A 25438-nucleotide genomic window follows, 5' to 3' on the forward strand; every position below is an offset into this window, starting at 1 on the left:
CTGGCGGGCTAAAAAATTGTCATTCCACATCAACTCTTCATGGCGTCAGGCTGAATGTCGCCGACTTCCCCTTATCCGTTGCCGCCTCCAGCTCCACCAGCCGGATGCCATCTTTCACCTGTTGCGCCGACAACCAAATCGTCGCATTCTTCACCCCCGTCTCAATCCCATTGACTCGCCATTTGTAGCCCACCACATATCCTTCAGACACTTCGCACTTAGCGGCTACGCTCAATCCAGAGCTATTCCCAGACGACTTCAACTGGCAATCCGGCACCGCCGGCTCTTTCAAAGTAAGCGTCTTATCCAGCCGCCCGGTCGAACCCAGCACGCCTTCGCTCACGACGGAAAGACGTGTTTCCCCAGGCCGATCCAATTTGATCATGGCCGACGTGCCCTGTGTTTCCGCTTGCTTGTAGCCATTGACATAGATCGTCGATTTTGCGTAACGATCGCCTTGCGGCACTTTCAACTCCATGATCTGGACCATGGCCGTAGTCGGCGCCCTTTGCCACTTGTCCTCCACCGCAACCCGGAAATCCAGGCCGATCGGCTGTCCCACGTCAACCCTTACCGCTTCGGTCATCAATATCTGCTGATTCCCGCGAGAGTCTTTCACCGTCACCGATGGCTGGAACACGCCAGCCTTGGGAAAAGACAACAATGCCATGCCATCTTTGACCGACAACTGCGTCACGCCCTCCGGCACCGCCCATTCATAACTGAGCTTGTCCCCGCCCAAGGTGACAAAAGGCGTCTTCGGGGACACCGACAAATTCACCGTCAATGGCGTCTGATTCGTCATTGCCCGAGCGGTCAGCTTGAATTCCGGAAACTTGTAAGTCCATGTCTGCAGGCTGTAAACCGCCGTCGCTTTGACATTCGGCATTTCTTTGAACCAGCTCTCGAAGCCAATGCCTTTGTCCCCTTCTTTAGGCGTATATTCGACCTCTTCTCCCTCAATCCGGCGACCATCCGGCAATACCCACTCCCCGCGCTGCGTCAGCTCCGACTTGGCGTCCCTGCCGAATGGCGAGGACAGCACCGCCTTGAACACATAACGTTTGCCGACCTCTACCAGCCGGGGGCCGCTGATTGAGGCGGGATACAATTTCGCGGTTTGCACTCGCAACATCTGATAAGCGCTGGCAGGCGCCGCCGCATCGCTGGGCGGCGCGATCCGGTCCACGCCTATCAACTTGATGGTCAGGCTCTCAGTCGTCTTCGGATCTATCGTCAGGCTGGGACCGCTAGCGGTTTGCAGCACTTTGCCGCCCGGCCTGGAAACCTCCCAGCGATAATCGGCATCCACGCCTTGCTCATTCGACGCGGTCAAGCTCACCGGATACCCCTGCACCGTGGCATTAGGCCCTGCGATATGCAATTTCATCGAATGATAGGCCACCACCTCGACCGGAGCCGTTTCATACTGCTCCCCGGAGTAGCGATTCAACACCTTAGCCTTGACCAAGGTCTTGCCCGCCTTGGGCAGGCTCAACATCCAGTCCGTTCCTTGCGGCGGCTTGCCCCGCATATCCTGCGCGTCCGCCCAGGCCGCGCCGCCATCCGCAGAGACCAGCCACTGGATCGCCCCCACATCCCTGAACCGCTTGGGGTCCTCCAGAATCAAAGACAACTGCGCCAGAAACGGGACCGCTCCCGACAATCGCCGGCCTGTCACTCGGGATGCCAGCGTTGAGCCATTGTTCACTACCGCGACAACCCGCGAGCTCGACACAGGCTCACCCACTTCCTGCCCATCCGGCTGACGCACTCGAGAGTACGCCGTCAGATAGTAGGTATCCGCGGGCAATTTGCCCAAGTTCACGACGAACGCGCTGCCCGTCACTTTTACCGGTTCCGAGCGCTTGACTTCCTTGCCCTTCAAATCAACAACCTGAACCCAAACATCCCGCTGGCCAAACTCGGCCGGATCGTAGCTCAAACCATCCCGCGAGCCCCCGGTAGACTTTCCAATGGCGCCGCTGACCAAGGCATCGCTCACCGAGTTGTAAGTCTTGCGCTCCAACAGCAACACGGGATCGGATGGAACCACCAAGAGCTCGTAAGAAGCCTGATACGGCAAGTCTGGCGCATCGACATACCACCCCTTCAAACTCACCTTGAGCTTCTGCCATAACTCAGGCGCCTTCAGCAGGATTGGATAAGTGGCGGGACGCTCGGAACGATTGCCGCCGAATTCCACCTTTTTCAACACATCGCCGCTCAGTTCGACCACAAAAGGCACGCTATGCGGCGATTTTGCGACTGCGAAACCCACTCCGCTCGCCGGCCCGCGCTTTACCGTCTTGGGCGTTTCTGGCGAACGCGAGCCCTGCAATGCAAGTTGCAACGGGTTGGGCGCGATCACCGTCAAGGGCATGATCTTATTCACTGGGCCATGAGCCAGTTTGCCATCGATAAAGAACGAAACCTGGTAAGCCACCCCCTGACTGCCTTCCTTCAAAAGACGGGCCACCACCATATCGTCCTGAACCTTCTTGATGTCCAGCTCCTTGGCGTCCGGCAAGGTGATCAGGCAGTCCGCCCTTCCCTCGTCGCCAGAGGCCCGCCTGACCCGAATGCCTTGCAAAGCACAATAAGGCGAACTGGTTTTGGTCAAGAAGGAAATAGATTCAATGCTGCGTACAGCCGTCGCATTCTGCGGGGCCATTTCCACGCCCGCAGTCGCATCGATGACCTTTACCGCCCCGGCATAGACGGGAAAATTAGGCGCATAGGAGGTGATCAACAATCGTCCGCTGGCGGGCTTGGCTTCGGCGGACATCACCGGCAGCGAGACCGAGCCATTGGTCAATGAGAAATCATAGCCATTCAACATAAGCTCTGGATTCTCTTTCCCCAGCACGGTTCCAGCTATCTTCAGCTTGTCGGCGGGCGTATCGGGAAAGAATCTCAACCGGATATCGTATTTGCCCTGAATCGGGGTTCCTAAAATGGTGACCGGCTCAGTTGTCAACGGACTGGTTCCGGTTTTCCGGTCGCGATAAGGGATGGAGGAAACCGGCAGCATCACAATGGAATTGGACTCCAGCCCGCCAAGCAGTCCGACGCGCGGCGGCTTATAGGAGAATGCCCACTCTTTGGCCGCCTCATTGCCTTTCAAATCGCTCGACACGACTCGGAACTGGTAGGGCTTATCTCCCTCCTCTGTCGGCAACAGCGGCACATAACCGATCCGGAATTGGTTGTCGCCCGATTTGACAGCCGGCATCGAGTACACCAAGCCTTCGGGGGAGGTCAATGTCACGGCCAGGGCGTTGATCGGCTCGTTGGCCGTCAGGGTCAGATCGTCGATCGAGCCCGCCGAGAACGCATCGCCTACCGCCGCGCCTTTCACGGCAACCGTAATGACCGGCGGCGTATTGTCCATCGTGCTTTTGCCTGCGCTGCGCACTGCCACGTTGCCGTAATTATCAGTTGCGACCACCTCCAGCAGATAAGTCGCATCCTGCAGCGAACTAAATGAGAAGATGGCCTCCCGTCCCCCGGTGACCGGTTGGTTCACCTTCACAGGCTCCAGCGTTCTCACCTCTCCGCTATTTTCATTGCTTGCCCGCAATTGAACCTTGCTTACGTTCACCGTCCCCCAAAGAATCCCTTCAGCAACATCGCGGGCGGTGACCGTCACCGTTTTGGCTGACTCGTCCAGTTGCGGCTGCTCGATGAGCGGATCATCCAGGTCATACATGAAATTGAAGATGTCGTTATCCGTGATCGCCCTTTTGGGATTGGCGACATCGTAGACGCTGCCGCCTAATTCCCAACCACGCGTAATCGACGTTCCAGACTCAGGGAAAGCGAAGGGATAAGTGCAGACAGTTTGTCCTGGCGACAGCGTGCACAACGCATTGCCGCCTTTGGCCACCGTCACCGCTTGCGTATAAGCACGCGGCTCGACTTCTACGATGAAACGCCCCATGCCTTTGGGCACGGTATTTCTGTTGAAACGGCCGCTGGTATATTGCTGCCCGTCGTTGGCGACGTACTTCGCGCTCTTGATGACCGGCGGTTGAGTCGTGGTGATTTTGACCGACCAATTCAGCCAGCCAAGAGACCAGGTATAACCATCCACCACTGCGCAAGTCGCAGTCTGATTGCCTTGCTCCGAGATGTTAGGCTCGCAGACCTGGTAGACATAACCATTGATTGCCGCCTCCGGCCCCGCCCAGCCAGGAAAGGCGAAACTTCTACCCAGTATCAGATCTGCGCTGGCATGCTCCTTCAATGGCATTCTGGCCAATAACTTCAGCGACTCGCCCGAGATCGGCATGCCTGGCGTATAAGGCACAAACTGCGGGTAGCGGCTGGCCACCTCGCCATCCGCCATGCGCTGCCCCGCCGCGTAGCGAGCCGGGTCGAACAAGCCGACCACCTCGGCATTGAATGCGCCGCCATCATGCCGCGCCATGTTGTAGCGCTTTTCCGCAATATTGCCGGCCTTGTCGACGGCGCGGAAAATCACCGGCCTGAGCTTGGCATCAACAGGCAGCGGAAAGTTCAAATAGGCGCCGCCGGATTTCACGCTGGCAATCCGCTTGTCGCCGTCCCACGCGCCTGTCGCCAGCTTGGTTTCACTGCCATTTGGCTGCACCAGGAAGAAAGAGAAGTCGGCGATGCCGTTTTCATCCGTCACATTATCGACGCCATACTCGCTTATCTCGACCCCAGACAGGTAATAAGTATCGCCCGAGCCATAGATGCGATAAGGCCCCTTGCGGAAGAACTCACTCATCGATGGCGGCTTTCGGTCGACCACCACTGTCTTGGACTCGCTGGAAATGACAGTATTGTTCTTATCCAAAATCCTGGCGCTGAAGGTATACGTCCCTTCGGCTTGCAGATCGAATTTCAGTTCGAAACCGACATAGTTGGTATTCCCAAGCTTGAACACATTGCCAGGCGCTGCCAGATCTGTCTTCTGGCTTGAGATCACCGCGCCGTTGAAAGCCAGGTCGACTACAGCCTTCTTCTCAAGACCCGTTTCGACCAAAACCGCCACCCCGGATTTGGCATTGATGTACTGCACCGGCAAGACAGGAGCATTTTTGCCGTCGTAGACATACATCTGCATGGCCGCCCACGCGAAGCCCGGCAGCCACAGCATGGAAAATAGCAACAAGAAAACCATCTTCAAGTGAATTGTCTTAAACATCGCAATCCCCCGGCCGCACGCGCCTGGAATAGAAATAAATGCCAAAACTATGACATCAGGCGACGGATAAATTCAAGATAAAATTAGAAAAGTGCAACATTTGCACACATTTATAAAATCATGCGCGCAAGCGATCGTTGCCAGACTGGCAACAACAGACTGAACGGGGGGGAGATACGCCAAGAAGCCGCCAAAATTACTGGCTACGCGCCAAGAACGAAAGCTTCAGACGATGTCAGGAAGATAGGATGTCGAGCACACGGGGCCCGACGCGGCGCATGCGCCGCGACTGGACCAGACAGCGCGCCAATGAGCAGGGCCCGACAAAAATAGAAATGGAAGTCTCGGATACAGATAGGCAAGAGAGGCGCTTGCGGGCAAAGGCGTCCCTTTGCCGCTTTACGCCCAATCAATGCATGCGGCTAAGCGATCAGCGGCCGCAAACGCTTGCGGGCCTCTCGCAGCATGGACACGGTATCGTCCCAGCCCACGCAGGGGTCGGTGACCGAGCAACCGTAACGCAGCAGGCTTTGGTCGGCCGGGATATCCTGCCGGCCGGCCTCGATGAAGCTTTCTATCATCACGCCGCGGATGCTGCGGTTGCCATGGACAATTTGTCCCACCACATCAGCCAGCACCACCGCTTGGCGTTCGTACTGCTTCGACGAGTTGCCATGCGCGCAGTCCACCATGATGACGGGATCGATGGCGTGCTTTTTCATCGCGGCCTCCGCCAGCGCGATGCTGACCGAATCGTAATTGGGCCGCCCGCCACCGCCGCGCAACACCAGATGGCAATGCGGATTGCCGCGGCTGCGCACCACCGCCACTTTGCCGTCTCGGTCCGCGCCCAAAAACACATGCGGGCTGCAAGCCGACTGGATGGCGTGCAGCGCCGTATCCAGCGAGCCATCCGTCCCGTTCTTGAAACCGACGGCGGTTTCCATGCCGGACGCCAGTTCGCGATGGATTTGCGATTCGGTGGTGCGCGCGCCTATGGCCACCCAGCTCAGCAAGTCGGCCAGATACAGCGGCGACACCGGGTCCAGCGCCTCGCCGGCCAGCGGCACGCCCAGCTCGCTCGCCGCCAGCAGGAAGCGCCTGGCCATATGCATGCCCTCTTCCACGCAGCAGCTGTCGTCCATATAAGGATCGTTGATCAACCCTTTCCAGCCCACCGTGGTCCGCGGCTTTTCGAAATAAGCGCGCATCACGATCAGCAAGGTGTCGCCCAGCTCCGCCGACAAGTCAGCCAGCCGGCGCGCGTAATCCAGTCCGGCCTGCGTGTCGTGTATGGAGCACGGCCCCACCACCACCAGCCAGCGCGGATCGTTGCCGGCAAGCGCCTGCCGCACCGCCAGCCTGCCCAGACGCGCCTGCCGCGCGGCCTCCGGCGTCATCGGCAGGCGGGCCAGCAGCTCGCCGGGGCTGGGCATGCTGTGATAGCTCGCATTGGTGGCAGACAGCTCGGATGCCAGCGCGGCCTCGCGCGCGCTGGCCGGCAGGCCGACAAGCTGGTTCATGGAATATCTCCGCAGTGGGCCGCGGCGCCGGATCCAGAGCCGGCGGCCGCGGCAAGGGGCGATATGGCAAGCATATCGCCTTGAAGTTTGATAAAAGCGATGCCTCAGGCGCCCAGCGTGGCGCCGCCATCCACCACCAGGTCCTGCATGGTGAGATGGCCGGCGAGCGGCGAAGCCAGGAACAGCACGGAGGCGGCCACATCGTCGGGGCGCGCCAGCTTGCCGAGCGGAATGCCCACCCAATAAGACTCCGGCCTGCCGGCGATGGTGCGCGCCTCGCCGCTGTCATCGGCCCACATGCCGCGCAGCATCGGCGTATCGGTGGAGCCCGGCGACACCAGATTGCAGCGCACACCATAGGGCGCCAGCTCCAGCGCCACAATGCGGCTCATCGTGGCCATGGCGGCCTTGCTGGCCGAATAGGCCGCCAGCCCCAAGCGCGGCACATGCGCGGAGTTGGAGGCGATATTGACGATGGCGCCGGCCCGCCGCCGCTTGAAGTGCGGCAGCAGTTCGCGCAATAAATGGAAGGGGCCGTCGACATTGACCGCAAAGCACAAACGCCAGTCCTCCAGCGACAGCGCATCGGCATGTCCCTGCCTCAACACGCCGGCGGCGTTGATCAGCACGTCCGGCAGCGCCTCCTCAACTTCCAGGCGTCGGCACAGCTCGCCCACTTGGGCCGGGTCGGCGATGTCCAGCGCGATGCGCCGCCTGCCATCGAGACGCTCGTCGCCGGCAAACTGCTTGTCCAGCTCGATCACTTCCGCGCCGGCCTCAGCAAAGGCAGCGGCGATGGCCGCGCCTATGCCCTGGGCCGCGCCGGTCACCCACACCCGCTGCCCGGCAAAATCCAGTTTCAACATGCCCTACGCCGCCTCCGCCACTTGCGGAGCGATCAGCCCCCACCAGCCATCCAACGACGGATCGCGGGCCAGATCTTCGAAACTCACCTTGATGCCCAAAGCCTGCCAGCGGGCCACCAGGGCCATCACCTGCACCGAGTCCAAACCATAGTCGATCAGGTTGTCCTCTCCCGCCAGGCTATCGTCGCCATCCTCCAGCACGGCCAGCACCTGCGCCTTCAGCCAATCGCGCGTCGGCTTGTCGGCGGCCACCGCCAGCTCGGCATGGGAGATCACCTTGCCGCAGCGCGTGGCCACATAGCGCAAGGCCATGCGGTGCTCTTCCTCGCTGAAATCCGCCACGGCGTCGCCCACCAGGAAAGCCTGGATGTCGCGCATGAAGGCGTCCGCCGCCGTCATCATGCAGCCGATGTGGGCGTACACGCCGCAAATCAGCAGTTGGTCGCGGCCCCAGGCCTGCATGCGCTCTTGCAGATCGCTGCGCTGGAAAGCGCTGTAACGCCATTTGTCCAGCACGATGTCGCCTTCGCGCGGCGCCAGCTCCGGCGTCACCGCCTGCTGGGCCGGTTCGGCGCGGGTCAGGCCCGGCCCCCACATATCGTTGAGCAAGGCGCGGTCTTGCGCGCTTTGCTCGGTGGGCTGCGCGGTATACACCACCGGCACGCCGTGGCGGTCGGCCCACTGCCGCAAATCAGCGATGCGGGCGATCAATTGCTTGGCCAACGCGCTGTCCGGCCCGTAAAAAGCCAGGAAATAGCGCTGCATATCGTGAATCAACAACACTGCGCGCGATGGTTCCAAACGCCAATCGGTCTTGTTGGCGGGAAAATCGGCCGCTTGCGGCAAAGCGTACGCGTCTAAAGAGGGAATGCTCATTGCTTGTCTCAGGCTGAAACCGCCGCGGCCAGGTTTTGGCGCAGCGTTTGTTTGTCAATCTTGCCGACGTGGGTCAGCGGCAGGCTGGCCACCAGCTCCACGCGGTCGGGAATTTTGTAATCGGCCACGCCCAGTTCGCGCAGGAATCGGCGCAAGGCCACGGCCTTCAGGCCATCGCCGCGCGGCACGATGTAGACGCAGCTTTTCTCGCCCAGCAGCGCGTCCGGCATCGCCACCAAGGCGGCCTGCGCCACCTGTGGATGGCGCAGCAGCAGGTGTTCGATTTCCTCGGCGGCGATTTTTTCGCCGCCGCGGTTGACCTGGTCCTTGACCCGGCCCACCACGCGCAGATAACCCTGTTCGTCCCGCACCACCATGTCGCCGGAGTAATAGAAGCCGTCCTGATCGAAGGCGCGGGCATTGTGCTCCGGGCTCTGGAAATAACCTTGGAAGGTATACGGTCCGCGCGTGGCCAGCATGCCCGGCTCGCCTGGCGGCACCGGATAGCCGGCCTCGTCCACCACCTTGACTTCGTCGCCGTCGCTCATCGGCCGGCCCTGGGTGCCGAATATCTTGTCGTCGCCGTCGTCCAGGCGGGTGTAGTTAACCAATCCCTCGGCCATGCCGAACACCTGCTGCAAACGGCAACCCAATACCTGCGGCACTTGCCGCGCGGTGGATTCGGCAAAGCTCGCGCCGCCCACTTGCAACAGCTTCAGGCTGGCGAGACGATGCGCCTGCCCCGGCGCCGCCTGCAGCCACAAGGCCACGGCGGGCGGCACCAGCGCGGCGATATCCACCTGATGCCGCTCTATCAAGGCGAAGCAGCTCAACGGCTCCGGACTGGGCGCCAACACCACCGCGCCGCCGGCATGGAACACGCCCAGCGCGCCCGGCGAGCTGAGCGGGAAATTGTGCGGCGCCGGCAAGGCGCACAAGAAACGGGTATGCGGTCCCAGCTCGCAGATTTCCGCGCTGCGGCGCACGCTGTAGAAGTAATCGTTGTGGGTGCGCGGAATCAGCTTGGGCGTGCCGGTGCTGCCGCCGGACAGTTGGAAGAACGCCACCTCGTCAGCCGCGCTGGGGCCGGCGGTGTCCGGCAGCTCGGCATCGCGCTGCAAAATATCATCCAGGCCATCGCCCAACAGCGCTACCGTGGACAAGCCCGGCGAGCGCTGGCGCAGCTCGTCAATGAAGGCATCGCCGGCGAACAAGGGATGGCGGCGATCCGCTATCAGCAAACGCGGCTGGATCTGGTCCGCGTAGCCGGCAAGCTCCAGCCTTTGATGGCTGAATAAGGCATTGACCGGCGCCGCGCCGATGCGCAGCAGGGCGAACAGCGTCACATAGAATTCCGCGGCATTGGGCAATTGCACCAGGGCGGTGTCATGCCGGCCAACGCCCTGGCTCAGCAGCCAGGCGGCCAGATTGCGCGACTGGCGATCCAGCTCGGCGTAGCTCAGCGTCCTTTCGCCGCAGATCACGGCGGGCGCATCCGGCCGCAGCCGGCTGTGGCGCGCCAGCATTTCGCTCAGCGGCAAATCCGTCCAGTAGCCGGCCGCGCGATATTGATCCGCCAATGCTTGCGGCCAACGGGTGTAAGGAATGCTCATGCCAATGCCTCCGCCGCGGTCAGCCCGAAAGCGCCCAGCATGGTGCCCAGCTTGGCCTGGGTTTCCGCCCACTCCGCCTCAGGCGACGAGGCCTCGACAATGCCCGCTCCGGCAAACAGCCGGACGGTTTCCTGCTGGATGGTGGCGCAGCGTATGGTGACGACCCACTCGCCGTCGCCATGCTCGTCGCACCAGCCCACCATGCCGCTGAACACGCCGCGTTCGAAAGGCTCGATCAGATTGATCAGCTTGCGCGACAGCGCTGTCGGATAGCCGCAAACCGCCGGCGTGGGATGCAGTTGGCAAGCCAGCCCCAGCGACGACGACGCGCCATCCGCCAGCTCGCCATCGATGCGGGTGCCCAGATGCCACATGGCGCTGGTGCTCAGCAAATTAGGCGCTGCCGGCACGTCCAGCGCCTGGCAATGCGGCGCCAGCACGCGGCGGATTTCATCTATCACCAGGCTGTGCTCGTAGTGGTCCTTGGCCGAAGCCAGCAAATCCGCGCCGACGGCCTCGTCCTGCGCGGCATCGGCCTGGCGCTTGGCCGAGCCGGCCAGCGGGAAGGTCAGGATCTGCTTGCCTGACTTGCGCAGCAGCAACTCCGGACTGACGCCGATCAGCGAGCTGCCGTCCAGCATAGGCAGCCGGAACTGGTAGCCATGCGGATTTTGCCGGCACAGCGCGTCGAAAATCGCATCCACCGCCACCGGTTGGGCGAAACGCAGCTCGCAAATGCGCGACAGCACGGCCTTTTTGATCTCGCTGTGCTGGAAGTTGGCGATGGCCTGGCGCACGGCGGCCTTGAAGCCTTGCTCGTCCGGCATGCTGCTGGCACGCACCACTTCGCCGCGCGCCGCCTTGCCGGCCATGGCTGCGGCCAGCCGTTCGGCGCGGTCGAAGAAGCGCGCCTCATGCGGTATGAACAGCTGCGAGGGCTGGTCCAGGTCGAAAGGAATCGCGCCCATCAAGACCGGCTGCGCGATGCCGGCGGCGCGGGCCGCGCCAAACGCGGCGGCGACATGGCTGTCGAATCCGCCATCGCCTGCGGGTGTGTTGAGCCGCCTGAAAATACCGGAAGCTCGAAGACTGCGGTGGCCGGACAAAAACAGGTATTCATCTTGTCCAGCCTGCTGGCCGGAGGTGGAAGTCTGCGGATGCATGGAATAGTCCATTATGCGATTGCACATCACTTGATAATGATAATAATTATCATTCAATCTATATCTTGCGCCGCTGAATGTCAATAGCAATCAAACACAGTCATTTACATTCCAATATCACGCCCCTCCTGCTTCGCCGCACAGCCCGCGCTCCACAAGGCCGGGAGCGCGGCGTCAACACCCCGCAAGCAGGACTCAGCCAGCCCTGCTGCGCAACGCTGTGCAAGCTTAGCGTCGCCGACCAATCGCGAAGCTCGGCGGCGCCGAAACAAAGAGACGCCGCGCGGGATCAGGCCTTGTCGCGGCGTGCTGGACGCTAGCCTCCGCCGCCCAGCGCCCGATACAACACCGCCATGTTCTCCGCCTCGACCAGGCTGGCGCTGACCCACTGCTGGCGCGCGGATTGCGCGGCGCGCTGCGCCTCCAGCAGGCTCAGATAGCCATCCAGCCCCTGCCGATAACGCGCCTCCGCCAGCCGCAGCGAGCTTTCCGCGCTGGCAAGCGATGCCTGCCGCGCCTGCTTTTCCTCCGCCAGCGCCTGGCGCTGGCTCAAGGCGTCTGCCACCTCGCGGAATCCATTCTGCAAAGCTTTCTCATAGGCGGCCAGCGCCGCCAGCCGCTGCGCTTCCGCCTGATCTACTCCGGCCTTGGCCGCGCCGCCATCCAACAAGGGCAAGCTCGCGTCCAACGCCCAGCTCAACGCGCGCGCGGGAGTATTCAACAAGCTGGCCAGCGTTACGCCGCTCAGTCCTGAGCTGGCGCTAAGCCCCAGCTTGGGCCATAGGCCCGCCCGCGCGGCGTCCACGTCGGCATGGGCGGCCCGCAGCAAATTCTCCGCCTGGCGAACATCCGGCCGGCGCAGCAAAGCATCGGCCGGCGCGTCCACCGGCAGCGCCGCCAGCGTGTAGGGCTTGTCCTCCAGCGCCGCCGGCAAGCGCGCCTGCTCCAACTCCGCGCCGACCAGCAATTGCAGCGCCAAGCGGTCCCGCTCCGCCAGCCCCTGGTAGCGGGCGACATCGGCCCGCGCCTGCTGCCGCACCGTTTCCATGGAGCTGACATCGAGCGCGGAAGACGCGCCCAGCCGCAGCCGCTCGCGCGTCAAGGCCAGCGAGCGCTCGGCGCTTTGCAGCGTCGCCCGCGCCGCGGCCAGCTGGCTGCGGTCGGCGGCCAATGCCAGGTAAGCGTTGGCGGTTTCCGCGATCAGGCTGACCCGCGCCGCCTGCGCGCCGGCCTCGCTGGCCAGATAGCGTTGCCATTGCGCGTCGCTCAAGCTCCGCACCCGGCCGAACAGGTCCAGCTCGAACGCGCTGACGCCCAAGCCGGCGCTGACCCCGCGGCTGTCCACCGCCAACGACGGATCGCCGCCGCGGGTCAGCTGGCGGTTGGCGTTGCCCTGCAGCTGCACGGTCGGCAGCCGCGCCGCGTTCTGTATCCGGTACTGCGCCCGCGCCGCCTGGACATTGGCGACGGCCGCGCGCAAATCGCGGTTGTTGGCCAAGGCCTGGGCGATGGTTTCGCGCAGGCCGTCGTCGACGAAGAAGCGCCGCCAGGCCACATCCGCCAGCCAGCCCTCCGCGTCCGCCGCCGGCCAATGCGCCGGCACCGGCGCGGCGGGCCGTTGGTAATCCGGCTGCGGCGACGCGCAGCCAACCAAAACCGCGCCCATCAATAAGCAGAAAACTCGTTTCATGGCCGCGCCTCCGCCAGCTTCACACGTCGCGCTGCGACGCGTCCGGCCAGGCCCCGGATCAACACATGCGCCAGCGGCACGAAGAACAGCGTCAGCACGGTGGCGGACAACACGCCGCCCAACACCGCCGCGCCGATGGCGTTCTGGCTGCCGGCTCCGGGCCCGCCGGCCCAGACCAGCGGCGCCACGCCGAAGCCGAAGGCCAGCGAGGTCATCAGTATCGGCCGCAGCCGCTGGCGGGCGGCGTCCAGCGCCGCGTCCAGCGGAGCCGCGCCGCGCCGGATCGCCGCTTCGGCGAACTCGATGATCAGAATCGCGTTCTTGGCCGACAGGCCTATCGTCGTCAACAGCCCCACCTGGAAATAGATGTCGTTGGCCAGGCCGCGCGCCATCACCGCCAATACCGCGCCAAGCACGCCCAGCGGAATCGCCGTCATCGCGGCGCAGGGCACCAGCCAGCTTTCGTACAGCGCCGCCAGGCACAGGAAGACAAACAGGATGGACACCGCGTACAGCAACGGCGTCTGGCCGCTGGACAGCCGGTCCTGGTAGGACAGGCCGCTCCATTCGTATTGGGTGCCCGGCAGCTTGCCGGCGATCGCCTCCACCGCCCGCATCGCCTCGCCGGAGCTGATTCCGGCGGCGGCCGAGCCCGACAGCGGCAACGCCGGCAGGCCGTTGTAGCGGTTCAGCTGCGCCGGGCCGTATTCCCAGCGCGCGCGGGCGAAAGCGGAAAACGGCGTCATCATGCCGTCCGCGCCGCGGACAAACCACAGGCCCAGGTCCTCGGGCTTGGAACGGTAAGGCGCGTCGGCCTGCATCATCACTTTCTTCACCCGGCCGCGGTCGATGAAATCATTGATGTAGCGCCCGCCCCAGGCCGCGCCCAGCGTGTCGGCGACATTGGCGGGGTCCAGCCCCAGAACGGCCGCCTTGCGCTGGTCCACGTCCAACCGCAATTGCGGCTTGTCGTCGGGCGCGCCGGAACGCACCGCGCTCAGCCTGTCGTCGCCCTGCGCGGCCTTCAGCAACTGGTCGCCGGCCTTGGCCAGGACTTCGCGCCCCACGCCGGACGCGTCCTGCAGCCAGAATTCGAAACCGTTGGTCTGCCCCAGGCCGCCGATGGGCGGCAGCACCATGCCGAACACCTCGGCGTCGCGCTGCGAAGCCAGCGCGACGGTGGCGCGGTCGGCGATCGCCTGCGCGCTGTTGCCGGCGCCCGACCGCTGCGACCAGTCCTTCAACGCGACGAAGGCCATGCCGGCGTTCTGGCCGGAGCCGCCGAAGCTGAAGCCGGACAGCATGTACACCGACTCCACATTGGCCTTCTCGGTCTCAAGAAAATGCTTCTCCACCGCGCGCGCCACCTTGTCGGCGCGCTCGTGAGTGGCGCCAGTAGGCAGCGTGAACTGCACCATCACCGTGCCCTGGTCCTCGTCCGGAATGAAAGCTGTGGGCAGCTGCGGATACAGCGCGGCCAGTCCGGCGATCAGCGCCAGGTAAACCAGGCCGCCGCGCAATGGGCGGCGCAGCCAGCTTGGCAGCCAGCGGTCGGCATAGGCCGACTGCAAACGGAGGAAACGGCGCTCAAACGCGGCCAAAGGGCCGCTATCCGATGGCTTTTCCGGCCGCAGCAGCGTCGCGCACAAGGCCGGCGTCAGCGTCAGCGCAGTCAGCACCGACAGCGCCATCGCCGCGACGATGGTGATCGAAAACTGGCGGTAGATGACGCCGACCGAGCCGCCGAAAAAAGCCATGGGCAAGAACACCGCCCCCAGCACCAGGCCGATGCCGACCAGCGCGCCGCCGATCTCGCCCATCGAGCGCACGGTGGCCGTATGCGCGTCCACGCCTTGCTCGTGCATCACCCGCTCAACGTTCTCCACCACCACGATGGCGTCGTCCACCAGCAGGCCGATGGCCAGCACCATGCCGAACAGCGTCAGCGTGTTGATGCCGAAGCCGGCCGCCGCCAGCACCCCGAAAGTGCCCAGCAGCACCACCGGCACCGTCAGCGCCGGAATCAGCGTCGCGCGCCAGTTGCGCAGGAACACGTACATCACCAGCACCACCAGCACCACCGCTTCCAGCAGCGTTTCCATCACCGCGCGTATCGACAGCCGGACGAAATGGGTGGTGTCCTCCGGATAGGCGACGCGGATGCCGGGCGGGAAATTGCGCTGCAGCTCGGCGACGCGCGTCTTCACCGCCTCTGCGGTGGCCAGCGCGTTGGCGCCCGGCGCCAGCATCACCGCCAGGCCGGAGGCCGGATGGCCATTCAGCCGCGAGCTGCTGCTGTAATCCTCCTGTCCCAGCTCCACCCGCGCCACATCGCCCAACCGCACCGCGCCGCCGTCCGGCAACGCCTTGACCACGATATCGCGGAACTGCTCCGGCGTGGACAGCCGCGACCAGGCCGTCACCATCGCGTTGAGCTGCTGCCCGGCCGGCGACGGCCGAGCGCCCAGTTCCCCGACAGACACCTCGGTGTTCTGCTTGGAAACGGTGGCGCTGACGTCGGAGGGAATCAGGCCGTAGCTGTTGAGTTTGTGCGGGTCCAGCCATATCCGCATCGCGTATGGCGCGCCGAAGGCGCGCACCGAGCCGACGCCGTCCACCCGGCTCAGCGGGTCCTGCACATTGCTAGCCAGCCAATCGGCGATATCGGTGTCGCTGCGTTGGCCGCTGACATCGTAAAAGGAAGCGATCAACAGGAAGTCGCCCTGCATCTTCTGCACCGACAACCCGTTCTGCTGCACTTGCTGCGGCAGCCGCGCCAGCATCTGGCTGACTTTGTTCTGCACCTGCACCTGGGCAGTGTCGGGATTCGCGCCCTGGCGAAAGGTGAGCATGATCTCGGCCTGGCCGGACGAGGAGCTGGTGGAGCTGAAGTACATCAGCTTGTCCAGACCCTTCAGCTCTTGCTCCAGCACCTGGATCACGCTGGTCTCCACCACCTGGGCGGACGCGCCGGGGTAGCTGGCGCTGACCATCACCGTGGGCGGGGCGATGTCCGGATATTGCGACACCGGCAGCGCGCGCAAGGCGAACAGGCCGGCCAGCATGATGACGATGGCCAGCACCCAGGCGAAGACCGGGCGGTCTATGAAGAAACGCGCCAGCATCGCTCAGCTCCTCCCGGCCTGGGCCGGCAAGGCCACCGGCGTCGCCGCCTCGCCCGGGCGGGCGCGCTGCAGGCCGTCTACGATCAGCCGGTCGCCGGCTTTCAATCCCGTGGTCACCAGCCAGTAAGCGCCGTGGGTGCCTTCCGTCGTCAGCAGCCGCTGCTCCACCTTGTTGCCGGCGCCCAGCACCAGCGCGGTAGCGCGCCCCTTGTCGTCGCGCGCCACGCCCTGCTGCGGCGCCAATACTGCCAGGCGGCGCACGCCCTGCTCCAGCTCGGCGCGCACATACATGCCGGGCAGCAGCAGACCTTCGGGATTGGGGAATTCGGCGCGCAGCGTCACCGTGCCGGAGACGCGGTCCACGTTCAATTCGGTAAAGCGCAGCTTGCCGGGATGGCGGTACGGCGCGCCGTCCTCCAGCTTCAGCCTGGCGGCCGCGCCGGCGGGCTGCAGCTCGCCGTCGGCCTGCCGGCGCTTGAACGCCAACAGGTCCTGGCTGGATTGGACGATGTCCACGTACATCGGGTCCAGCTGCTGGATGGTGGCCAGCGCCGCGCTCTGGCCCGAGGTGACCAAGGCGCCCTCGCTGACGGCGGAGCGGCCGATACGGCCGGAAATCGGCGCCAGCACGCGGGTGCGCGACAGGTCCACCCTGGCCGCCGCCACCGCCGCCTCGCCGGCCTTCACCGCGGCCAGGCCTTTGCGGTAGTCGGCGTCCGCCTCCTCGCGCTCCTGGCGGCTGACGCCGTCTATCTTGGCCAGCTCGGCATAGCGCTCGGCGCGGCCCTTGAGGCTGCCCAGCGCGGCGCGGGCCGAGGCCAGCGTCGCGTCGGCCTGCTGCAAAGCCGCCTGGTAGCCGGCCGGATCAATCTGGTACAGCAAGTCGCCAGCTTTCACCAGGCTGCCCTCGGTGAAAGCGCGCTTCAATACGATGCCGTTTACCTGCGGCCGGACTTCGGCGCTGCGGAAGGCTACGGTGCGGCCGGCCAGTTCGGCCCTAATCGCCACGTCCTTCGCCTCCAGTTTCACCACCCCCACCTCGGGCGGCTTGCCCGCCTCCGGCGCCGTGTCCGTCCCCTTGCAGCCGGCCAGGCCCGCCGCCATCACCATCGCCATCACTATCCGCATGTTTCCGCGCATTCCGGCCAAGCCCAGGACCGGCCGCCTCGCGCCCAAACGCAAGACAAACCCGGCCCGGCGGCTGGCTCATTCCCATTCCATGACAGAAGCCGCCGCAGGCCGCGCGCAAGCGAAACGCAACGGCAGACCAACCGCCTCCCCGACTCGCCAGCGACCGGCCTATCTGGACGGCGCACCCTGGCATGGGCAATAATGCTAATGATAATACTTATCAATTGCAACAATTCGGCTTGCATTGAAAGACAAAGGACCGCTCCATGCCGCTCTCTTCCCTCTCGCGCCGTCGAGCGCTGCAACTGGCCGCCGCCGGCATCGTCATGTTGCTTTCCGCCTGCGACGCCTCGCCTGACGCCAAAGACGCATCCGCAGCCAGCCATGCCAACTGGCCGCGCACGCTGGACACGCCCAAGGGCAAGCTGACGCTGGAGCAGATGCCGCAGCGCATCGTATCCACCAGCGTGACCCTGACCGGCACCCTGCTGGCCATCCACGCGCCGGTGGTGGCCAGCGGCGGCAGTTCCGCCCATTCGAAAGTGACCGACGAGCAAGGCTTTTTCACCCAATGGAGCGCGGTGGCCAAGCAGCGCGGCGTCACTCCGCTCTACCAGGGCGAACCCAATGCCGAAGCCATCATCGCCGCCCAGCCGGACCTGATCGTGATGGCCGGCACCGGCGGCGACTCCGCGCTGAAACTGTACGAGCAATTGAGCCAGATGGCTCCGACCCTGGTGGTGAATTACGACGACAAGAGCTGGCAGGAGCTGGCGACGCTGCTGGGGCAAGCCACCGGCCGCGAAGCCGACGCCGCCAAAGCCATCGCCGATTTCGACGCCGAAGCGGCGAAACTGAAGGCCGCGCTGAAGCTGCCGCCGCAGCCGACCTCGGCGCTGGTGTATTACGAGGACGGCTCCGGCGCCAATCTGTGGACGCCGCAATCGGCGCAGGGCAAGCTGCTGCAGTCGCTGGGATTCACGCTCGCCGCCGTCCCGGACAGCGTCAAGGGCAATACCAGCATGGGTTCGCGCCACGACATCATCGAGCTGAGCGGCGAGAAGTTCGCCGATGGCCTGCGCGGCCAATCGATGCTGCTGTTCAACGCCGACCAGAGCCAAGTGCCGCAAGTGCTGGCCAATCCCTTCCTGGCCAGCATCCCGGCAGTCAAGGGCAAACAGGTGTACGTCGCCGGCCTGGACACCTTCCGCCTGGATTACTACAGCGCGCGCAATCTGCTGGCGCGGCTGCGCAAGCAATTCACCTAGCCTCGGCCGCCAGCCGCGGCCAAACAAAAAGCGGACCGAAGTCCGCTTTTTTCATACCCTCAGAAATTCAAGACCCTGCGGCCTGCTCCGCCGGCTCGCCCTCGGCCTCTTCCTGCGCGTGTCCGCCGGGCAGGCGACGCAGCGAGCCGAAGCCCAGGCACATCAGCAAACCCGCCGCCGCCGCACCGGCGCCGAACCAGGCCACCGCCATCAGCGGCGCCAAGGCGCGCGCCAGCGCGCCCAGACCCAACGCGCCCAGGCTGTCGCCCACCACGTCCTGCGCGTTCCACAGGCTGTTGACCCGGCCCAGCAGATGGTCCGGCGTCTGGCCCTGCACCAGCGTGAACTGCAGCAAGGAGGCGATGGAGCCGAGATAGCCCAGCGCCACCAGCGCCGCCAGCCCATAGGCCAGATGAGTGAAGGCGCCCAGAGACGCGATGGCCAGCGACGAGGCGGTGACGCAAGCCAGCATCATCGCGCCGGGACGGCTGAGGCCGCCCACCCAGCCGCTGGTGAAGGCGCCCAGCATCGCGCCCAGCGGCACCGCCGAATACATCAGGCCCACCTCAAACGCGCCGCCGCCGTAGCCGTCTTCGGCCAGCGACGGATACAGCACCCGCACCGCGCTCAGCACCGTCTGCAGCGTGCCCACCGCCACCACCGCGCCGACCACCTTGTTCTGCCACAGAAACTCAAAACCCTCCAGCAGCGAACGCAGCGGATGCGTTGGCTCGGCCTGCTGCGGCTTCAAGGAAGGCAGGCGAGTCAGCGGAATCAGCGTAGCCAGCGTGCCGATGCCCGCCAGCAGATAGTTCCAGTTCACGCCGGCGGCGGTGATGATCACCCCGCCCAAGAGCGGCGACAGCACCGCGCCGAAGCGCACCGTCAGCATGCTCAGCGCGCCGGCGGCCGGCAGGTTTTCGCGGCCGACGATGACCGGAATGGAGGCCATCAGCGAGGTGATGCCGATGCCGCTGAAAAAGCCGTCCCAGGCCGACACCACATACAGCGCCGTCACCGAAGGATGCGTCATGAAGCCGTTCAGGGCCAGCGCCAGAAAACCTAGCCCGCAAGAAGAGCGGCCCAGCAAGATCAGCCGGCGGCGGTCCATGCGGTCGGCCAGCACGCCGCCGCACATCAGGCCGGCGAACATGCCCATGCCGTCCAGCGCCATCGCCGCGCCCACCTGCAGCGTGGAGCCCGTCAACTGGTGGATCTGCACCGGCACCGCCACCATCAGGATGCCGAAGGCGAACACGGAGATCATCCGGGCGATGAAAATGGAGCGGAAATGGGGATTCAGCTTGAGCAAGCTGAAATCCACGAAGATGGACGATTTTTTCATTTTCTCAACGCAAGGATTCGTAACAGACGCGGCATGCCGCCAAACGGACGCCGCCTGAGGAATGACAAGCCCAGCCGCGGGGCTGTCCTTTCATGTGATAAGCATGGTAACATCACGCCTTGTTATTGGGAATCATTTTCATTTGCACATGACTGCCCGCTCTGTTTCCACCCGCCGGATCGGCCTCTTGCTGGCCTGCCTGGCCCTGCTCGCCCTGCTCTGCGCGCTAAGCCTGGCCCTGGGGGCCAAGTCCATCCCGCTGGACATCGTTTGGCGCAGCCTGCTGGGCCAGGCCGATGGGCCGGACAGCGTGATCGTGCTGCAAGGCCGGCTGCCGCGCACCTTGCTGGGCCTGTTGGCCGGCGCGGCGCTGGGCTTGTCCGGCGCGCTGATCCAGGCGCTGACCCGCAATCCGCTGGCCGATCCCGGCATACTCGGCGTCAATGCCGGCGCCAGCTTTGCCATGGTGCTGGGCGTAGCCTTCTTGTCCATCGACAGCCATAGCGGCTATATGGCCTGCGCGGCGACCGGCGCCCTCCTCTCCACCTTGCTGGTCTATGTTGTCGGCTCGCGCGGCCGTCGCGCCGACCCGCTGCGCATCGTGCTGGCCGGCGTGGCGGTCAGCGCCGTGCTGATGGGCTTGTCCACCGCCATCACCCTGCTTGATCCCATCGCCTTCAACCGGCTGCGCTTTTGGAGCGCCGGCACGCTGGACGTGCGCGACATGGCCGCCGTAGCGCAGACCGCGCCCGCCATCCTGGCCGGCAGCCTGCTGGCCTTGCTGCTGGCCCGCCCGCTGGGCGCGATGGCATTGGGCGAGGATCTGGCGCTCAGCCTGGGCAGCCGCCCCTTGCTGATCCAGGCGGGAACCGTGATCGCCGTCACGCTGCTGTGCGGCGCCAGCACCGCCGCCGCCGGGCCGATAGGCTTCGTCGGCCTGATGATTCCCCACCTCGCGCGCCGCCTGGGCGGCGTGGATTTGCGCTGGAGCCTGCCCTTCACCGCCTTGCTCGCCCCGATTCTGCTGCTGGCCTCGGACATCGCCGGCCGTTTGCTCACGCCGGGCGAGCTGCGCGTCTCCATCGTCACCGCCTTCATCGGCGCGCCGGCCTTGATCTGGCTGGCGCGCAGCCAAGGCGGAAACGGAGGCCGGGCATGAGAACGGCGGCGCTGCGGCTGGGCCGCCCGGACGGCCGCTTCAATTTCCGCGTCAAACCCGGCCGGCTATGGCCGGCGCTGCTGCTGATGGCAGCCTGCGCCGCGCTGGCCTTGATAAGCCTGCGCGCCGGGGCCTTGCACCTCAGCCTCGAACAAGTCTGGAACGCCCTGCAAGGCCGCGGCAGCCGGCTGGACGTGGCCGTGGTGCAGCAATGGCGGCTGCCGCGCGTGACGATGGCGCTGGTCATAGGCGCCGCCCTGGGCATGAGCGGGGCCATTTTCCAATCCTTGCTGCGCAATCCGCTGGGCAGCCCGGACGTGGTGGGCTTCAACACCGGCGCCTATACCGGCGCGCTGCTGGTGATCACGCTGTCCGGCGGCGGGCATTTCCAGATCGCCGGCGGCGCGCTGGCCGGGGGCCTGGCTTCCGCCGCCTTGGTCTACCTGCTGGCTTGGAAGCGCGGCGCGCAAGGCCTCAGGCTGATCATCGTCGGCATCGCCGTCAGCGCCATGCTGAGCGCGCTCAACAGCTGGCTGCTGATCAACGCCAGCCTGGAATCCGCTATGAGCGCCGCCATCTGGGGCGCAGGCACCCTCAACGGCATGACCTGGAGCAAGGGCCTGCCGTCCGCGCTGTTCTGCCTGTTGGCCATGCTGGCGGCGCTGGCCTTGAAACCGTGGATGCGCTTGCTGGAAATGGGCGACGACTGCGCCAGCGCGCTGGGCGTGCCGGCCGAGCGCGCCCGGCTGTTGCTGATGGGCCTGGGCGTGGCGCTGATCGCCTCCGCCACCGCGGCCGCCGGGCCGATTTCCTTCATCGCGCTGGCCGCGCCGCAGATCGCCCAGCGCCTGCAACGCGCGCGCGCCACCAGCCCGCTCACCGCCGCCTGGACCGGCGCGCTGCTGCTGTTGGCGGCCGACTACGCCGCGCAACATCTGTTCTATCCGCGCCAACTGCCGGTTGGCGTCGTCACCATCAGCATTGGCGGCCTGTATTTGCTGTGGCTGCTGCTGCGCCAAACCGGAGGCGCGAAACCATGACCACCCTGACCCTCAAGCTCTCCCCCGGCGCAGCCGTCGACGCCATCCCCTCCGCCGCCGGCCTGCCGCGCCTGTCTGGCGACCAGCTGCGCCTGGGTTATCGGCAAAGAGTGATTTGCGAACAGCTGAACCTGCGGATTCCCGACGGCTCCTTCACCGTGGTCATCGGCCCCAACGGCTGCGGCAAATCCACGCTGCTGCGCAGCCTCAGCCGCCTGTTGAAGCCGCTGGATGGCCAGGTGCGGCTGGACGGCCGCGACATCCACAGCCAGCCGGCCAAGGCGGTGGCCCGCCAGCTGGGCCTGTTGCCGCAAAGCGCCGTCGCGCCGGACGGCATCACCGTGGCCGATCTGGTGGCGCGCGGCCGCTACCCGCATCAAGGCTTGTTGCGGCAATGGAGCCGCGGCGATGAAGACGCGGTCAATCAGGCCATGGCCGCCACCGGCACCGCCGAATTGGCCGACCGCCAGGTGGACGAGCTATCCGGCGGCCAGCGCCAGCGGGTGTGGGTGGCGATGACCCTGGCCCAGCAGACGCCGCTGTTGCTGCTGGACGAACCCACCACCTATCTGGACATCGCCCACCAGATCGAGCTCTTGGAGCTGTTCCGCCGGCTGAACCGGGACGGCGGCCGCACGCTGGTAGCGGTGCTGCACGACATCAACCACGCCTGCCGCTATGCAACTCACCTGATCGCAATGAAAGACGGCCGCATCGTCGCCGAAGGCGCGCCGTCGCGCATCGTCACCGCCGAGCTGATCGAACAGGTATTCGGCCTGCCCTGCCTGATCATCGAAGACCCGGTCAGCCATACGCCCATGGTGATTCCGCGCTGAACGCAAGCCAGCGGAAATGGACATAGGCGCGCCCGAGGTCGCATTGGCCTTATATCTCACGTCGAGAAATTTCAATCCACGCGCCCGCGTGGGGCGCGACCAAACTGGCCTTGCTACTCGGTCACATCCTTGTCGTTTCAATCCACGCGCCCGCATGGGGCGTGACTGCAGGCCATGAACATTCACAGCGCGCTAGACCTGTTTCAATCCACGCGCCCGCATGGGGCGCGACTTACCTCGGCGTGGTGTGCGGCGTAGATGTCGTCGTTTCAATCCACGCGCCCGCGTGGGGCGCGACATAACGACTGGTTTTACGAATATATTTACGGCGGTTTCAATCCACGCGCCCGCGTGGGGCGCGACGCTTCTTCACCTCCGAGGACGACAACGCATCTTCGGTTTCAATCCACGCGCCCGCGTGGGGCGCGACAAGGATCGGTGCGCGGTGTTCTGCGCTGTTGAGTGTTTCAATCCACGCGCCCGCGTGGGGCGCGACGCTTCTTCACCTCCGAGGACGACAACGCATCTTCGGTTTCAATCCACGCGCCCGCGTGGGGCGCGACCGTTTGGTATTGTTGGAGCACAACACCAAAAGGTGTTTCAATCCACGCGCCCGCGTGGGGCGCGACACCCGCTGGTGCGTGACCGGATCAACCTCCTGTTTCAATCCACGCGCCCGCGTGGGGCGCGACCTGCTCTGACCAGATGATAGGCACGCCAGGCAAGGTTTCAATCCACGCGCCCGCGTGGGGCGCGACTTCACCGCCTCTGCAATCGAGCAGGTGCGCGTGATTGTTTCAATCCACGCGCCCGCGTGGGGCGCGACGTACGCCCTGCGCGGCACTAATTCCCAAGTGGTGTTTCAATCCACGCGCCCGCGTGGGGCGCGACACGGCGACCGGCATGCCCCGGTTCCCAATAGCCGTGTTTCAATCCACGCGCCCGCGTGGGGCGCGACCGGCCAATGACATGGGGGCGACGTAAGCCATCGCGTTGTTTCAATCCACGCGCCCGCGTGGGGCGCGACCGGCCCGGCGTACTCCATCGAAATCGATGCGGCGTTTCAATCCACGCGCCCGCGTGGGGCGCGACAGGGTGCTTCAAACTGTTTGTTTGCAAAAGATTTTTCGCCAGAAAAACGCGAACCCGGTCATGTCTGGCGACTTCATGAGCTTGTTTGCCCTGCTTGGCGAAAGAGAAGCAGGCGGCGCAAGGCTTTCCGGCCTTCGCGAACCTCCCCGGGTTTCGGCATCCGCTTGCGGTTCGCGCCGGACGGCCTCGCTCATAAAACCAAAGGGCCTTGCAAGTCCAACACGGGCTTGGCGCCGACGTGCTCGACTCTCTGCTTCCAGTTATTGCCCAGATAGTAAAAACGCAGGCTGTCCTGCTTGGGATCGATTAGCGAGCACAACTTGTCGCGCAACAGCACCCATTGCGCCGGCTCCAACTCGATTTCGAATACCGAGTACTGAGCGCGCTGGCCAAAGTCGCGGCAGGCCTTCGCCACCTTGCGCAGCCGAGCAGCCCCGTCCTTGTCCTGGGTGCGAACATCATAACTGACCAGCACCATCATCGTCCTTTCCTCCTATTTCCATAAGAATGGCGGATAGGCATCCAGATCGCCGCGCAAATGCCTGGCCAGCAATTGCGCCTGGATAGATGGAAACAGACCCAATTCGGCCTTTTCATCCAGGTAGGCGTGCAGCAGGCTGTCCCGTTTGCGCTCCTGATAAGCCACCAGCACCGTTTTGCGCGCCTCGTCGCTCAGCAGCACGCCGCCGTTGTCCTGGCCGCGAAAATCTTTGGCCGCCAGTTGCCGGCGGTTGAACAAGGACAAGGCCAGACGGTCAGCCAGAACCGGCCGGAACTCCTCCACCAGATCCAGCGCCAAACTGGGGCGGCCTGGGCGGTCCCGATGCAGAAAGCCCACCGCCGGGTCAAGGCCCACGCTCTCCAGCGCGGAGCGACAGTCATGCGTAAGCAGGGTATACAGGAAGGACAGCACGGCGTTGACGGGGTCGCGCGGCGGCCGGCGGCTGCGACCGGCAAAACCCAAGGCGGGATCGTCCACTCGCAGCAGATGCGGAAAAACGGTGAAATAATTCTGCGCCGCCTCGCCTTCCACCCCGCGCAAGGCGTCTAGGTCTTCGACATGCCATAGTTTGTCGGCCAGCCGGCTCAAACGTTTGCGCGCTTGCTCCAGTTCGCAGCGGGCTTCAGCGCTCAATCCTTCGCCATGATCGCGCAGCGCGCGCGACAGCACGGCGCGCTGATTGTGCAGCTTGCCCAGCAACAAGTGCCGCGCCAACGATGCGCTGCTTGATCCGTCGTCGCTGGCTCGATATTGGGCGCGGCGCAGCAACACATTGCCGGAGACCGGCCCTTCCACCCGAGCCAGGAAACGGCCATTTTGGCTCAAATAGCTGATGGAGATGCCTCGCTCGGCACAGAAGCCCATCAGAGGCGGCGACACTAGCACGCGGCCAAAGCAAACCAGGCCTTCCAGCATATGCACCGGCAGGCGGGCGCGCTCGCTGCCCTCCACTTCCATCACCAGATTTTCGCCGTCCTTGCGCAGCCACGCGCCTTCCGTGGTGACGTAAACCGTGTTGAGTTGTCGTCTCATC

General features: G+C 64.7%; 16 protein-coding genes and 1 CRISPR repeat array. Of the genes, 4 read left to right on the plus strand and 12 right to left on the minus strand.

From position 1 onward, the window contains the following. Window positions 1-37: 37 nt before the first annotated feature. The 9 genes from NKT35_RS22375 to NKT35_RS22415 all read right to left on the minus strand — a co-directional run bounded on the left by NKT35_RS22375 (window position 38) and on the right by NKT35_RS22415 (window position 17160). Window positions 38-5176, minus strand: a complete 5139-nt coding sequence (locus NKT35_RS22375) for an Ig-like domain-containing protein (protein WP_254297456.1) — start codon at window positions 5174-5176, stop codon at window positions 38-40. A 422-nt stretch (window positions 5177-5598) separates the two neighbouring features. After that, window positions 5599-6699: a 3-deoxy-7-phosphoheptulonate synthase gene (locus NKT35_RS22380; protein WP_254297458.1), complete on the minus strand. Its 1101-nt coding sequence runs from the start codon at window positions 6697-6699 to the stop codon at window positions 5599-5601. A gap of 104 nt (window positions 6700-6803) precedes the next feature. Continuing rightward, entirely contained in the window at window positions 6804-7565 is a 762-nt protein-coding gene (gene dhbA, locus NKT35_RS22385; RefSeq protein WP_254297461.1) for a 2,3-dihydro-2,3-dihydroxybenzoate dehydrogenase, read from the minus strand. Window positions 7566-7568: 3 nt separating this feature from the next. Next, complete coding sequence (locus NKT35_RS22390) at window positions 7569-8441, minus strand: isochorismatase (RefSeq protein ID WP_254297463.1); 873 nt, start codon at window positions 8439-8441, stop codon at window positions 7569-7571. Between the two features lie 8 nt (window positions 8442-8449). After that, a complete protein-coding gene (locus NKT35_RS22395) occupies window positions 8450-10054 on the minus strand; it encodes a (2,3-dihydroxybenzoyl)adenylate synthase (protein WP_254297466.1) in 1605 nt (534 codons plus the stop codon). After that, window positions 10051-11217: an isochorismate synthase gene (locus tag NKT35_RS22400; RefSeq protein ID WP_254297469.1), complete on the minus strand. Its 1167-nt coding sequence runs from the start codon at window positions 11215-11217 to the stop codon at window positions 10051-10053. Before NKT35_RS22400 ends, NKT35_RS22395 begins: the two co-directional genes overlap by 4 nt. A 316-nt stretch (window positions 11218-11533) precedes the next feature. Beyond that, complete coding sequence (locus NKT35_RS22405) at window positions 11534-12907, minus strand: efflux transporter outer membrane subunit (RefSeq protein WP_254297470.1); 1374 nt, start codon at window positions 12905-12907, stop codon at window positions 11534-11536. Next, the gene (locus NKT35_RS22410; protein ID WP_305883446.1) at window positions 12904-16032 is read right to left on the minus strand and encodes an efflux RND transporter permease subunit; all 3129 of its coding nucleotides are present in this window, start codon (window positions 16030-16032) and stop codon (window positions 12904-12906) included. The genes NKT35_RS22405 and NKT35_RS22410 overlap by 4 nt, the downstream gene beginning before the upstream one ends. A gap of 3 nt (window positions 16033-16035) precedes the next feature. After that, window positions 16036-17160: an efflux RND transporter periplasmic adaptor subunit gene (locus tag NKT35_RS22415; RefSeq protein WP_254297472.1), complete on the minus strand. Its 1125-nt coding sequence runs from the start codon at window positions 17158-17160 to the stop codon at window positions 16036-16038. A 269-nt stretch (window positions 17161-17429) separates the two neighbouring features. On the opposite strand from NKT35_RS22415, the gene fepB reads away from it, so the two are divergent. Then, complete coding sequence (gene fepB / locus NKT35_RS22420; protein ID WP_254297474.1) at window positions 17430-18431, plus strand: Fe2+-enterobactin ABC transporter substrate-binding protein; 1002 nt, start codon at window positions 17430-17432, stop codon at window positions 18429-18431. Window positions 18432-18498: 67 nt separating this feature from the next. On the opposite strand, the gene entS is transcribed toward fepB, so the two are convergent. Next, entirely contained in the window at window positions 18499-19776 is a 1278-nt protein-coding gene (gene entS, locus NKT35_RS22425; protein WP_254297476.1) for an enterobactin transporter EntS, read from the minus strand. Window positions 19777-19924: 148 nt separating this feature from the next. Between entS and fepD the strand changes: the two genes are divergently transcribed. From fepD to NKT35_RS22440, 3 genes are read left to right on the plus strand one after another with little or no spacing between them, the layout of a single operon-like run. Beyond that, complete coding sequence (gene fepD / locus NKT35_RS22430) at window positions 19925-20935, plus strand: Fe(3+)-siderophore ABC transporter permease (protein WP_254297478.1); 1011 nt, start codon at window positions 19925-19927, stop codon at window positions 20933-20935. Then, window positions 20932-21975 carry an iron-enterobactin ABC transporter permease gene (fepG, locus tag NKT35_RS22435; protein ID WP_254297480.1) on the plus strand — a complete coding sequence of 348 codons (1044 nt, stop codon included), beginning with the start codon at window positions 20932-20934 and terminating at the stop codon, window positions 21973-21975. The genes fepD and fepG overlap by 4 nt, the downstream gene beginning before the upstream one ends. After that, the gene (locus NKT35_RS22440; RefSeq protein ID WP_254297482.1) at window positions 21972-22811 is read left to right on the plus strand and encodes an ABC transporter ATP-binding protein; all 840 of its coding nucleotides are present in this window, start codon (window positions 21972-21974) and stop codon (window positions 22809-22811) included. Before fepG ends, NKT35_RS22440 begins: the two co-directional genes overlap by 4 nt. Before the next feature lie 68 nt (window positions 22812-22879). Continuing rightward, window positions 22880-23903: direct repeats of the CRISPR family, unit length 32 nt; unit sequence GTTTCAATCCACGCGCCCGCGTGGGGCGCGAC. Between the two features lie 190 nt (window positions 23904-24093). On the opposite strand, the gene cas2 is transcribed toward NKT35_RS22440, so the two are convergent. Then, window positions 24094-24384: a CRISPR-associated endonuclease Cas2 gene (gene cas2, locus NKT35_RS22445; protein ID WP_254297483.1), complete on the minus strand. Its 291-nt coding sequence runs from the start codon at window positions 24382-24384 to the stop codon at window positions 24094-24096. A gap of 12 nt (window positions 24385-24396) precedes the next feature. Beyond that, a complete protein-coding gene (gene cas1c / locus NKT35_RS22450; protein ID WP_254297486.1) occupies window positions 24397-25437 on the minus strand; it encodes a type I-C CRISPR-associated endonuclease Cas1c in 1041 nt (346 codons plus the stop codon). Between the last annotated feature and the right edge of the window lies 1 nt (window position 25438).

Source organism: Chromobacterium sp. IIBBL 290-4 (genome assembly GCF_024207115.1).
Taxonomy (GTDB): Bacteria; Pseudomonadota; Gammaproteobacteria; order Burkholderiales; family Chromobacteriaceae; genus Chromobacterium.